We start from the raw sequence: 12,022 nt of genomic DNA, 5'->3' as shown, positions 1-12,022 counted from the left end.
CTACTACTTTCGCGTGTCTTGGATACCGTGTTCCAAGCGCCATTTGTCCAAAACCGCGACCAGGTCGGCGAGTGCCACGCGCAGCTGCTCGGTGCCCTCTTCCAGCCCGGTCTTGCCCCGCCCTATTTCCGGGGTGAACGGTTCGCCGACCATGATGTCGACTCGCGGCCGCCAGCGGCGTTTGCCGTCGGCCGGTTTGAGCGTCCCGCGCGTCGCGACCGGCACCACGGTGGCACCACCCGCCCGCACGAGCCATGCCGCGCCACGCTCGAAGCTCTCGGCGTCGCCGGCACCTCGGGTGCCCTCGGGAAAGATCCCGACGCACCCGCCGTCTTTGAGCACGCCCGCCGCCGTGAGCAGGGGCTTGCGGTCCACCGCGTCCCGCTTGACCGGGATCTGCCCGAGCTTCGGGAAGTACCAGCCGACGAAGCCGCGGAAGAGCTCGTCCTTCACCAGGAACGCGCTGCGGCGCGGCAGCATTCCGAACAGCAGTCCCGGCTCGGCCATCGAGCTGTGGTTGCCGATGACCACCAGCGGGCCGGTCGTCGGGATCCGGTCACGGCCGTGCACCTTGACCCGGAACGCGGGCCGCAGGCAGTACCGGCCGATGAGCCTGCCCATCTCGTGCATCCACGCGACGGAGCCCTCGGGAAGTCCCTTCGCGGTCACCGGGTGACCTCGACCGGGCATTCGCTGAGCAGGCCGCGCTGGCTGGCCAGCTCGGCCAGCGCCACGATCACCTGGTCGATGTTCAGCTCGGAGGTGTCGACGGGCACGGCGTCCTCGGCCTTGCGCAGCGGCGAGGCCGTGCGGGTCGAGTCCAGCTTGTCGCGCCGCTCGACGCTCGCCTTGGCATCGTCCACAGTGGACTCGCGACCGGCCGCCGAGTCCTGCGCGCTGCGCCGCTTGGCGCGCACGTCCGAGGACGCGGTGAGGAAGACCTTGAGCGGCGAGTCCGGCGTGACGACCGTCCCGATGTCGCGCCCCTCGACGACGATTCCGCCTTGCGCGTCCACGACTTCGGCGATGATCCGCCGCTGCTCGGCCACCAGCAGCTCACGCACGGCGGGCACGGCCGAGACCGGCGAAACGGCCAGCGTGACCTCCGGGCCGCGGATCTCGGCGGCGACGTCTTCATCGCCGAGCGCGACACTGGGCCGCTCGGGGCTGGTGCCGATGTTGAGCTCGATCGAGCGCGCCACCTCGGCGACCCGCTCGGCGTCGGCGGGGTCGACCCCCGCGCGCAGCACGGCGAGCGTGACGACCCGGTACATCGCGCCGGTGTCGAGGTACCCGGCGCTCAGCTTCGCCGCGAGCTTGCGCGCGACCGTGGTCTTCCCGGTCCCGGACGGGCCGTCCAGCGCGACCACACCACGAAGGGCTCCCGCCACCGATGTTCTCCCTGGCTCGATTGGTAACGCACCACCAGCCTGGTGCGTGACCATTCTGCCTGGTGCGTTACCAGTGCGTTCAGTCGGCCGTGCCCTGGGCGAACTGGTCGACCAGCAGTGCGAGACGTGCCTCACGCTGCCGCGGCCGATGCCGCCCGTTGCGGTCGAGCGTGACGATGCCGTGCAGCGCGGCCCAGAACGTCTCGGTCAGCGTCTCGACGTCCCGGCCACCCGCCACGGGCCCGACGATGGCGAGTAACTCGGCGAACGCGTCCTTGAGCGGCTGCGGAGTATCCGGCCCGCCGAATTTCAGCTCGGTGGGCAGGGTGAAGATCGCCTCGTAGAGCGCGGGCTTCTCGTCGGCGAAGTCGACGTACGCGCGGGCGAGAGCGGCCATCGCCTGGTGCGCGTCGCCGCCTTTCTCGCGGGCTTCGCGCAGGGTCTCGGCGAGTTCGGCACAGCCTTCGATCGCGGCGGCGGCCATGATCGCGTCCTTGCCCGCGAAGTGGCTGTAGAGCACGGGCTGGCTGTACTCGATCTTCGCCGAGAGGCGCCGCGTGGTGACGGCGTCCCAGCCTTCCGCCTCCGCCAGTTCCCTGGCGGCCGCGACGATCGCACGCCCGCGGTCGGCTCGGTCGCGTTCCTTGCGTGTCGGGATGGCCATGACCGCGATTCTAGTGCCGCTAGGAAATATAGCAACGCTAGCGCGTCTTGGCCTCGACGAGCAGCTCGGCGAGCCGCAGGTCACGCTCGGTCGTGATCTTGAAGTTGTCCGGGTCGCCGTCGATCACGGCGACGATCCCGCCGTCGTGCCGCACCACCGCCGCGTCGTCGGTGAACCCGTCCAGCGCGGCGCCCGCCCTGCGGTACGCGCGCCGCAGGCAGGCGCGGCAGAACAGCTGCGGTGTCTGCGCTCCACGAAGGACTTCGCGGTCAGCCGTGCCCACGATGCTGCCGTCCGCCGCTATCTCGTGCGTGGTGTCGAAGACCCTGCTGCCGGGCAGGATCCCGGTCACCGCCGGGCCCGCGGCGAGCAACCGGTCCAGCAGCCGGTCGATCTCACCCGCTGGCAGCAGCGGCCGCGCGGCCTCGCCGACCGCGACATGACTGACCCGGCCTGGCAACGCCGCCAGGCCGAGCGCGGCGCTTTCCGGCCGGGTCGCCCCGCCTTCCACCACGGCCGCTCCGTGCCGGTCCGCGACGGCACGGACCGCGTCCAGCGCGGCCGCGGGCGCCACCACGACGACATCGGTGACCGACGAGTTCGCGGCCACCGCCTCGAGTGCCCACGCGAGCATCGGCCGTCCGGCGAGCGGCACGAGGGCCTTGGGGCCGTGCCCCAGGCGCAGCCCTTGTCCTGCCGCCAAAATCACCACGCCCACCGCGTTGGTCATGATCACCCCAGTTTTCTCGATGAACCACTCACTCGACGGCGATGACCGCCGGTCCCGGCACCGGGCCGTACGCGTGGCGCGCGGCCCGGCACGTGCCGGAGGCTTCGAGCGCGGCGGCCAGCTGCCGGGCATGTGCCTCGTCGCGAGCCAGGAACGCGCAGGTCGCGCCGGTTCCGGAGACGATCGAGCCGAGTGCTCCCGCCGTCTGTCCCGCGGCCAGCGTCGCGCCCATTCCCGGGGCGAGCGCCAGCGCGGCGGGTTGCGCCTCGTTGGTCAGCGCCCGGCCGATCGCGACCGGGTCACCGCCGTCGAGCGCGCGCAGGAGTGCCTCGGAGCGAACCGGCTCCGGCACCGTGTCGTCGCGCATCCGGTCGAGTTCGGCGAAGACGCGGGGCGTGGACAAGAGCGTGTCGGCGAGCGCGAAGACCCAGTGCTGGGTCGAGCGGACCGGCAGGGGTGTCAACGCCTCACCGCGTCGCTCCCCGATCGCCATGCCACCCAGCAGTGAGAAGGAGACATCGCTGCCGAGTCGCGCGGCGAGTGCGAGCAACTCCGCGTCGCCGAGGTCGGCCTGCCAGAGTGCCGCGCACGCGACCAGCGCGCCCGCGGCGTCCGCACTGCCGCCCGCCATCCCGCCCCCGACCGGGATCCGCTTGCGGATGCTGATGTCCACCAGCGGTTCGACACCGATCCGGGCCGCGAGCAGCGCCGCCGCCCGCCCGGCCAGATTGTCCTGGCCATCCGGCACTTCGGCGGCGTTCTCGCCGGACGTGCGCACCCGCAGCCGGTCCGAACGCGTGACCGTGAGGTCGTCGAACAGGGAAACGGCTTGGAAGACCGTCGCCAGGTGGTGGTAGCCGTCGTCACGGAGCGGGCCGATCGACAACTGGAGGTTGACTTTCCCCGGCGCGCGCACGGTGACGCTGTGCGCGCGAGTCAGCGGCTGCTGGAAAAGCATCAGTCCCCCTGCGCCAGTGCGCTCAGCCCGGCGGCGATCGCGTCGGCCGAGCAGTCCTCCATGATCGAGACGTGGTTGGCCTCGATCCAGGTCACCCGCACGTCCGCGAGGGACTTCCGCCAGGCGTCGATACCGGCCTGACCGTCCTCAGTGGACGCGAACAGGTGCACGTCGCCGTCGAAGAACCGCGGCTGGAAACCGTTGTGCGCGGTCTGGGTCGCACAGGCGGTCGCGAAGATCCGCTCGATCCGGTCGGACGGGAAGCCGACCGGGAGGATCCCCGCCTCGACCGCCCGTTCCCGCAGCACGTCCAAGGCCTCGGCCAAGGGCAGGTCGAGCAGGTCCTTGCCCGGTTCGCCGATGCCGAGCGCGTTGCGCGACAGCGTGTAGAAGGCCGCCCACCGCGGATCCGTGAACCCGCCGCACGGTTCCCCGTCGATGAACGCGACCCGGTGCCGCCCGGGATACTCCGCACGCAGGATCCGGACGACTTCGAGCGCCACGGTCGCGCCGAACGAATACCCCGCGAACACCGTGCGTTCGAGGTCACCGTTCTCGACCACTTCGGCCACGTACCGCCTGGCCATCTGTTCGATGCTCGTGTCCGGTTCCGCTCCGGGCGTCAACCCAATCGCCTGCAGCCCGTAAACCCGGTGCCGCGCCGGAAGTCGTTGCGAGATCGACGAAAAGCGCGCGACGCTGCCCGCCAGCGGATGCACGAAGTAGAACGCGGCCCCGTCGGTCCCCTCGCGCAACCGCACCAGGCACCGTCCCGCGTCCGAGTTCGCGCTACCCCGCAGCAGCACGCACAGCGCGGACACGGTCGTCGCCCGCGCGACCACTTCGCCGGGCACGTCGAACGCGAACCGGTCACGGAGCATGCCGCGCAGGCGTTCCGCGAGTTCCTCCCAGCGCCCGCACGTGCGCAGGTCGGTGCGCATCGTCAGGCCGGGTTCCGCCAGCGACTCGCGCACGGCCTCAAGCACCGCCGCCTGCACGCTGGTCAGCGTTTTCGGCCGCAGCAAAGGCTCACCGAGCCGGGCGAGCAGGCCGTTGACCGAAGGCGCGGCCAGGAAGTCCGCGAGCGAGAGCGTGAGGCCCGCCCGGCGGGCCTTGGCCACCAGTTTCGCGGCCATCAGCGAGTTGCCGCCCGCTTCGAAGAAGTTGTCGTCCGGCGCGGGCTCCGCACCCAGCTCATCGGCCCACGCGCTGAGCAAGACGTCCTTGGTCATCGATCTTTCCGCTCTGTGTATGGAACGAGCCGTGCCACGTCCGCGCGCCCGGCGAGCCGCCCGGGATCCCCGTCGCAGTACGCGTCCAGGTAAGGCGCCGATCCCAGGAAGTGCTGCCCGGTGACCTCGGGCCGCCGGTCGACGAAGAAATGCAGTTCCTCCCGGCTCTCCGACCACTGGTAGCCGTTGAAGAACTGGAACCCGGCGAACCGTGTCTTGTAGAGGTCGCCCGCCGTGTAGCACGAACCGAGGTAGACATGATCGAACCCGGCCGAGCGCAGCTGCCCGAGCGCCGCGGCCATCATGTGATAGCCGATGCTGATCGACCGCAGCGAGGGGTCGTACACCGGGATCCCGTACTGCACGACCCCGTCGCGGACGAACAGCGGGACCAGCCCGGCCGGACGGTCGCCGTCGGTGTAGGCCATGACGTGGGTGCACCACGGGGAATCGAGCATCTCGAAGAACCGGGATCGCCGGTACTCCACCGAGATTTCCTGCGTGGCGTAATACTTTTCGGCCAGCTCACGCCACTCGGGTGACAGGTCGAACTCTCCCCGTGGCACCAGCGCGTGGTCGATCGAAGCACACCTGCGCCGGACGTACCGGGTGCGTCCGGTCTCCTCGAACCGGTGCAGGTCGACGCGAACACTGCGAGTCAGATAGAACCGCGAGAGGTCGTACGCCGCCGGCAGGAATCCTTGCGCGTACGCCGACCCGACGTCCTCGCCCTCTTCGAGGAATCCCCATACGTGGTAAGGGAAAACGTAGTGGGTGTAGTCGGGGGCGACTTCCGAGAACGCGACCTTCATGCCTTCACCCCGGCCAGATCGTCCGCCACCGCGTCCGCGGCCCGGTTGACGGCGGGCAGGCTGGCCGCGTAGTAGATGTCACCCGCGGTCAGCTCGCCCATCGCGGACAGCCTCGGGTGCGCCGCCCCCGAGGGCAGCAGGATCCGGCAGGTCACAGGATCCACGCGCAACGCGTCGTAGGCGTCCCAGGTGGCGGGCAAGCCGGCCAGCAGTTCCCGTGACAGACCGGTGGTCCGGCGCGGGCTGGCCCTGGTCGCGTCCACCACGACGTCCGCGGTCAGCCCGGCCCCGGTCCGGAAGACACCGGCCTCGTGCCGGACCGCGTCCAGTCCCGAGTGGACGGACAACTGGCCGGTGTCCATCGCGGCGAGCAGTTTCCTCGCGGTGACGGCGGGCATCGGGCATTGCAGGCTCTTGAGCTGCGGCCGGTAGCGGGCGACCAGCCGGGGCGTGCCGGGCATGGTCCGGCGGATCTCGCGGGCGAGCGGCGTCGGCACGCTCATGAAGATCGACTGGACGGCGTTGCCCCGCGCGAGCTGGTGACGCAGATATCCCGCCGCGGACGCTCCTGGGCGCAGCCACGCGGTTTCCGTTTCGCCGTCGACACCGGCGGCGGCCAATTCGGCGTGCAGCAACTCCCAGATGTCGTCGGCGGTCACCCCGGCGGCCACGCGTTCCGGAGTGAGAAAGCGCAGCCGCCGGTGCGGCGCCGGCGACAGGACCCCGGGCAGTACTCCGCGCCGGGACGCCATCGTGATCGGCCCTTCGTGCCCGAGCTCGAGCAGCCCGAGCACGGTGTCCACGGCGGTCAGGCCGGTGCCGACGATCAGCACCCGGTCGCGCGTCGCGACCCGCGGCAAGACCGAAGACAAGGGATAGGGCCGATGGAAGCCGGGCGCGCCGGCGAGTCCGTACGGATCGGCGGCGCTACCCGGCCCGACGCACAGCACGACCTGGTCGTAGCGGCGGGCTTCGTCGCCGCGTACCAGCAGCCCGCCGGGCACATCCGACACCCCGACCACGACCTCGCGGTGCACGGTGATCCGCCAGCCCCACGCCTCGGCCTCGGCGCGGCATCGGGCCAGCTGGTCGGCGAGATAGTCACCGAAGACCCGGCGGGGCGCGAACGACACGTCGTGGTCGCCGGAGTCGCCCCGCCGCCTCAGCCAGTCGGCGAAGTGACCACGCTCGTGATCCCTGATCGACATCGCGCTGTTCGGCAGGTTGATCAACGCGCTGTCCAGATCCGGGCCGAAAGCGCCGCCCCGCGCGAGATCTCCCGGCTCGAACACGTCGATCTCGAGTCCTGCCGCGAGTTCTCCGGCACGTGGCAGCAAGCTGTCCAGCAGGCTGACCAAGCCGGCGCCGCCACCGATGACCGCTACTCGCACAGGCTCGCCACCTCCGCGAGCCCGGCGACCGTCGGCCGCTGGTACACCTGGCGAATCGTCAGTTCCGTGCCGCACTCGCGGTTGACGCGGGACGCCAGCCGCATGGCGAGCACCGAATGCATGCCGTGGTCGCGCAGATCGTCCGTCAGCCCTATGCCACCCGCGTGCAGCACCTCCTGGGCGATGCGCAGGACGCGCCGTTCGGCAGGCGAGCCCGTCAACTCCCCCGGTGTGTTCGCGGCCTGCGACGGCAGCGCCCGGCGATCCAGCTTGCCGCTGGTGTTGAGCGGCATCGCGCCGAGGAACGAGTACCGGTCGACGACCATGTACGGCGGCAGCCGATCACGCAGGAAATCACGGAGTTCATCGGCGCCGACCGCGTCGCCGGCCGGAACGACGTACGCGGCGAGCATCTCCTCGTCCAGCACGACCGCGGCGTCGTGGACGGCGGGATGACTCCGCAGCGCCGACTCGATCTCACCGAGCTCCACCCGATAGCCCCGGATCTTGACCTGATCGTCGACCCGGCCGACGAACTCCAGGCTGCCGTCGGCGTGCCGCCGCGCCCGGTCACCCGTGCGGTACAACCGGCCGGTGCCGGACGGATCGGGCCCGAACCGCTCCGCGGTCAGCTCGGGCTGACCGTGGTACCCGCGTGCCAGCGCGGTGCCGCCGATGTGGATCTCACCGACCCCGTCGTCGTCGATCCCGAGCAGCCGTATCCGCGCACCACCGACAGCCTGTCCCAGCGGGACCGGCCGCCGGTCGGTCACCTGCTGCATGGTCGCCCAGATGCTCGCCTCGGTCGGCCCGTACGCGTTCCACAGTGGACGGACACCGGCTTTGACGATGTCATCGGCGAGATCGTCGGGCAGCACCTCGCCGCCCGCGATGCCGGTGAGCCCCGAAGCGGCGGTCCACCCACTCGCGACCAAGAGCCGCCAGCCGCTCGGCGTGGCCTGGAAGTGCGTCACCTCCAGCTGGTCCAGCTCATAGCCGAGCTGGTCACCGTCGGACACGACGTCCTCGGCCAGCACCTCGACGCGCCCGCCGTGCCACAGCGGGAGGAACAGCTCGACGACGGAGATGTCGAACGCGCTGGAAGACCCGGCCGCCCATACCGTATCCGGGCCGAGGCCCAGCAGCTTGCCCATGTCGCGGAACAGTTCGGCGACACCGCGATGCGGTACGGCTACGCCCTTCGGCCTGCCGGTCGATCCGGACGTGTACATCAGGTACGCCAGGTCGTCGGGGGACGCCTGCCCCGGCAACGGGTCCGCCGAACACCCGGCGATCCGCTCGCGATCCCTGTCCAGGTAGACGATCCGGCGGCCGCCGGACTCCGGGAGACGGCCGAGCAACGAGCTGTCGGTGAGCACGATCGACGCGCCCGAGTCCGCCAGAATGAGCGCGATCCGCTCGGCGGGCAGGATCGGATCGATCGGGACGTAGGCCGCCGAGGCTCGCAGGACGGCCAGCAGTGCCACGGGAAGTTCCCGTGACCGGCGCAGGAACACCGCGACCGGCCCGGTCGCGCCGAGCGCGCGCAGGTGCCAGGCCAGCCGGTTCGCGCGCTGGTCCAGCTCGCGATAGGTGTACTCGCCGAACGCGTCCGTCACGGCGATCGCGTCCGGCGACCGCAGCGCGGCGCGGCCGATCTCCCCGTGAATGTCATCCATCGGTGAACACGCCCCCGATCATCGTGCCGTCCGAGCCGCCGACGACGCCGCGATCCGCGGCGGCCAGCGCACGCAGGCACACTCCCGCGTATCCCTCGTCGCCGACGAACACACCCCAGTTGGCGACGTGGCCCGCCAGCTGCCCGCCGTCGGAGCCGACGTGCTCCTGGACCACGCAGTCCGCGGAAACGGGTGCTCGCACCAGATCCGCCCATTCCCGCCCGGTCATCCGTGCCCCGAGCCGGACGCCGACGCTGTTGTTGCCGAAGGCGGGCTTGAGGACGAGTTCCGTCCGCCTGGCCAGGCACTGATCGATCAGCTCGCGCCGCTCGGCTGGCCCGACGATCCCGAAACCGGAGCCGACGAGCGCCGTCCACGGCACCAGCCGGGTCACGAGATCGCGTTCGGCAGGCGACAGGACCGCCTGCACCGCGTCGAGGTGCAGTAACGCCAGCGCGGCCTTGCTGCCGTAGACATCCGAGTCGAAACCCGTGAACAGGACGGTCTTTCCGGCTTTGTGCGCGCGAACGAGCTGGTCCATCGCGCGCTGCCCGGCGCGGTCCCGCAGGACGTGGCCGACAAAGAAGTACCGCACCACCACGTCCACCGCCGTGGAGTCACGCAACGCGATCTTGCCGTCGACGGTGTGGACGTCGGCCAGCTCGGCCAGCTCGACGCGCAGGCCATGACGCTCGAGCGCGCGGGCGATCTGCCCGCACGAGCCGTTGGCGCCGTTCTCCTCGACGATGCCCACAACGGGATCGGGCTTTCCGCGGACTCGGCGGAGGCGGGCCGCCAGCGACTCGGCCGGGTCCTGGTAGGCCAAGGCGTGCCGCTGCGCGAACTCGCGAACATCCGGCCGTCGCAGGAAAGCGCGGTTGACCCTGGCGACGTCCACCCCGCCGACGTCGCTGCCGAGATTGAACTCGATCACCCGGAACCGGCCGCCGGACAGGATCGAGTCCGCCCGTCCATACCGCTCGAACTCGCCGGTGCTGCCCCGGCAGATCACGCCCGCCGCACGGGACGGCCTGCCCTGAGCGACCAGGAACGACTCGACGCTGCCGCCGAAGCACCGGCCGGGAAGACTCAGCAGTATGTCCAGCAGCCCGGAAAGGTCTTCGCCGAACCGGCGCAGTTCCGCTCCACTGTGGACGATCGGACGGGGCAGCAGGGGCCGCTCGTACGGTGAGGTCCCCTCCGACTGAGCGTCCGTCATCGCGGCCAGGCCGCGTAGTTCATCCAGCATCGGGGACCTCTTCGGCGAAGAACGCGCGGACCTGCTCGCTGCCGAACATCTCCTCGGCGGTGGCGGCGGCGCGCACGTGCTCGGCGGGACAGCCGGCGGGGCACTCGTGGTCGGTCGACGTGAGGTGCACCTCGGACGACAGGACCGCGCCCGCTTCCGGATCAGCGGCCGCCGCCAGATGATGGACCCAGTCCAGTTGCGCCGACGCCAGCTCCTCGGCCAGCACGAGATCGCCGCCGAGGTCCCTCTGATACCGCTCCACCAGCACCGGCTCGAAGTCGGCCAGCCGGGCGGCCGTGACCTCCGGCAGCGCCGGATCCTCCATGATCGTCCTGGCCAGTTCGAGCACTTCCCGCGGCTCGGGCGTTTCCGGGTTCACCACGATGAACCGCGCCGCACCGGTCAGCCTGGCGAACTCCCGGCCGATCACCGCAGCGGCGCAGTGCGCGATCACCACGCGCCCGCCGCCCGTGCGCTCGACGAGTTGCCGGACATGCCGTCCTAGCGCGACTTCCCTCGGGCGGATCTCGTCGAGCACGTGACGGCCCAGCCCCAGGCTCTTGATCCGCCGCTCGTGTTCCGGCCCGGGATAGTCGAGCACGACTACGTGGGACATGGCGCCTTCTCCCTTGCCTCGGCGGCCGCGGCCGCCCGGTAGGTCATGCCGGCCGAAGCGATCCCGCCACCGAGGAACACCACGCCCAGCGCCGCCCAGCCGAGCATTCCATTGGCGGTCACCAGGAACGTGGCCACACCGGGGACGACCGCCCACGCCAGCTGCCCGCCCAGTCCGTACACCGCCAGGTAAGTGGCGCGCTGGTCCGCCGGGGCCAGCCGGTAGCCGATGCTCCAGGTCGCGGCCGAAACGAAGAGTTCGCCCGCCGTGTGGACACCGATCCCGGCGACCACCACGGCCACCGTGACCCATCCGCTCGTCGCGGTGGCCACGGCGAAAACCGCACAGGCCGCGGCGAGTGCGACACCGGCGCGGCGCTGGATCCGCACCGCGCCGGGCAGATCCTCGCTGCCTTTGCTCGCGGGCAGCTGGAACACCGCGGTCAGCACCATGTTCAGCAGCAGCACCCCGGCCACGACGGTCTGGGGCGCGTCCGTTCCGTGCGTGATCCACAGTGGAAGCACGATCTCCAGCAGCGGCCCGTTGGCGTAGAAGATCCCGGTCAGCAAGGCGAGCGCGAGGAAACGACGGTCACGCAACGCGGGCGAGCGCAGCAGCGCGGGCCGGGTCGCGTGACCCGCTGCGGCGATTCGCGGCAGCGCCCAGGTGATCAACACCGCGTCCAGAAGGAACGTCGCCGCGTTCACCAAGGGCAGCGCCAGATAAGCCCATTTCGCGTCCACGGCCAACGCGAGCCCGGCCGCGCCGGCCCCCGCGGCGAAGCCGGTGTTCAGCGCCGATCGGAGCACCGCACCGGTGCGAGCCCGCTCGGCCGCCCCGAACAGGTCGCCGATGTACTTCCCGCGACCGCTGCCGCCCAGGCTGGTGGCCAGCGTCTCGACCGTCACGACGACCGCGAACGCCGCGAAGCCGTCGACGAACGGATAAGTCAGGAACATGACGGCCTGCACCAAGACCGCGACCTGCCAGGCGCGCCGCCCGCCGACCCGATCGGCGAGCACGCCCAGCGGGATCTTGGCGAGCAGGCTCGCGGTCCACGCCATCGAGAAGCCGAGGCTCACCTGCACCGCGGACAGGCCGACGTACTTGGTGAAGAAGACGGCGCCGCCTGCCATGAACATCCCGGTGCCGACGGCATAAGTGAAGGTCTGTACCAGCAACGCGCGTGGTACAGCCGTTTCCTGGCCGCGTATGAGCCCGGCCACCCGTGCCGTCATATCTCCCCAGTTGCCACGCGGCGATCGCCCAAGACTTCCCCAGCGAGTGAGCGCCACGTCCG

Annotated in this window: 12 protein-coding genes; all 12 read right to left on the bottom strand. The window is 70.9% G+C overall.

Translation table 11 applies throughout. From position 1 onward, the window contains the following. Window positions 1-3: 3 nt before the first annotated feature. Complete coding sequence (locus BLV57_RS00185) at window positions 4-669, bottom strand: lysophospholipid acyltransferase family protein (protein ID WP_091285017.1); 666 nt, start codon at window positions 667-669, stop codon at window positions 4-6. Further along, entirely contained in the window at window positions 666-1,370 is a 705-nt protein-coding gene (cmk, locus tag BLV57_RS00180; protein ID WP_091285014.1) for a (d)CMP kinase, read from the bottom strand. The genes BLV57_RS00185 and cmk overlap by 4 nt, the downstream gene beginning before the upstream one ends. Window positions 1,371-1,470: 100 nt before the next feature. Beyond that, window positions 1,471-2,055 carry a TetR/AcrR family transcriptional regulator gene (locus BLV57_RS00175; RefSeq protein ID WP_091285011.1) on the bottom strand — a complete coding sequence of 195 codons (585 nt, stop codon included), beginning with the start codon at window positions 2,053-2,055 and terminating at the stop codon, window positions 1,471-1,473. Window positions 2,056-2,092: 37 nt separating this feature from the next. Continuing rightward, a complete protein-coding gene (locus BLV57_RS00170) occupies window positions 2,093-2,785 on the bottom strand; it encodes an IspD/TarI family cytidylyltransferase (RefSeq protein ID WP_176968444.1) in 693 nt (230 codons plus the stop codon). Between the two features lie 28 nt (window positions 2,786-2,813). Continuing rightward, window positions 2,814-3,743 (bottom strand): 4-(cytidine 5'-diphospho)-2-C-methyl-D-erythritol kinase, encoded by a 930-nt coding sequence (locus tag BLV57_RS00165; RefSeq protein WP_091285004.1) that lies wholly within the window; start codon window positions 3,741-3,743, stop codon window positions 2,814-2,816. Continuing rightward, window positions 3,743-4,975: a thioesterase domain-containing protein gene (locus BLV57_RS00160; protein WP_091285000.1), complete on the bottom strand. Its 1,233-nt coding sequence runs from the start codon at window positions 4,973-4,975 to the stop codon at window positions 3,743-3,745. Before BLV57_RS00160 ends, BLV57_RS00165 begins: the two co-directional genes overlap by 1 nt. After that, window positions 4,972-5,787, bottom strand: coding sequence for a GNAT family N-acetyltransferase (locus BLV57_RS00155; RefSeq protein WP_091284997.1), 816 nt, complete (start codon window positions 5,785-5,787; stop codon window positions 4,972-4,974). The genes BLV57_RS00160 and BLV57_RS00155 overlap by 4 nt, the downstream gene beginning before the upstream one ends. Continuing rightward, window positions 5,784-7,178: an FAD/NAD(P)-binding protein gene (locus BLV57_RS00150; protein WP_176968443.1), complete on the bottom strand. Its 1,395-nt coding sequence runs from the start codon at window positions 7,176-7,178 to the stop codon at window positions 5,784-5,786. The genes BLV57_RS00155 and BLV57_RS00150 overlap by 4 nt, the downstream gene beginning before the upstream one ends. Continuing rightward, complete coding sequence (locus tag BLV57_RS00145) at window positions 7,169-8,857, bottom strand: non-ribosomal peptide synthetase (RefSeq protein ID WP_091284990.1); 1,689 nt, start codon at window positions 8,855-8,857, stop codon at window positions 7,169-7,171. Before BLV57_RS00145 ends, BLV57_RS00150 begins: the two co-directional genes overlap by 10 nt. Continuing rightward, a complete protein-coding gene (locus tag BLV57_RS00140; protein WP_091284987.1) occupies window positions 8,850-10,106 on the bottom strand; it encodes a hypothetical protein in 1,257 nt (418 codons plus the stop codon). Before BLV57_RS00140 ends, BLV57_RS00145 begins: the two co-directional genes overlap by 8 nt. After that, complete coding sequence (locus BLV57_RS00135) at window positions 10,096-10,722, bottom strand: hypothetical protein (protein ID WP_143046932.1); 627 nt, start codon at window positions 10,720-10,722, stop codon at window positions 10,096-10,098. Before BLV57_RS00135 ends, BLV57_RS00140 begins: the two co-directional genes overlap by 11 nt. After that, window positions 10,710-11,960 carry an MFS transporter gene (locus BLV57_RS00130; RefSeq protein WP_091284982.1) on the bottom strand — a complete coding sequence of 417 codons (1,251 nt, stop codon included), beginning with the start codon at window positions 11,958-11,960 and terminating at the stop codon, window positions 10,710-10,712. Before BLV57_RS00130 ends, BLV57_RS00135 begins: the two co-directional genes overlap by 13 nt. Between the last annotated feature and the right edge of the window lie 62 nt (window positions 11,961-12,022).

Source organism: Amycolatopsis xylanica (genome assembly GCF_900107045.1).
Classification (GTDB): domain Bacteria; phylum Actinomycetota; class Actinomycetes; order Mycobacteriales; family Pseudonocardiaceae; genus Amycolatopsis; species Amycolatopsis xylanica.
Note: the sequence above shows the minus strand (reverse complement) of the source record. Positions and strands in the feature narration are given on the sequence as shown.

What these genes read in the sequence shown, in the direction of transcription:
- BLV57_RS00175 (WP_091285011.1), bottom strand. Translation starts at nt 2,055, where the DNA reads ATGGCCATCCCGACACGCAAGGAACGCGACCGAGCCGACCGCGGGCGT.
- BLV57_RS00135 (WP_143046932.1), bottom strand. Translation starts at nt 10,722, where the DNA reads ATGTCCCACGTAGTCGTGCTCGACTATCCCGGGCCGGAACACGAGCGG.
- BLV57_RS00155 (WP_091284997.1), bottom strand. Translation starts at nt 5,787, where the DNA reads ATGAAGGTCGCGTTCTCGGAAGTCGCCCCCGACTACACCCACTACGTT.
- BLV57_RS00145 (WP_091284990.1), bottom strand. Translation starts at nt 8,857, where the DNA reads ATGGATGACATTCACGGGGAGATCGGCCGCGCCGCGCTGCGGTCGCCG.
- BLV57_RS00160 (WP_091285000.1), bottom strand. Translation starts at nt 4,975, where the DNA reads ATGACCAAGGACGTCTTGCTCAGCGCGTGGGCCGATGAGCTGGGTGCG.
- BLV57_RS00140 (WP_091284987.1), bottom strand. Translation starts at nt 10,106, where the DNA reads ATGCTGGATGAACTACGCGGCCTGGCCGCGATGACGGACGCTCAGTCG.
- BLV57_RS00130 (WP_091284982.1), bottom strand. Translation starts at nt 11,960, where the DNA reads ATGACGGCACGGGTGGCCGGGCTCATACGCGGCCAGGAAACGGCTGTA.
- BLV57_RS00170 (WP_176968444.1), bottom strand. Translation starts at nt 2,785, where the DNA reads ATGACCAACGCGGTGGGCGTGGTGATTTTGGCGGCAGGACAAGGGCTG.
- BLV57_RS00165 (WP_091285004.1), bottom strand. Translation starts at nt 3,743, where the DNA reads ATGCTTTTCCAGCAGCCGCTGACTCGCGCGCACAGCGTCACCGTGCGC.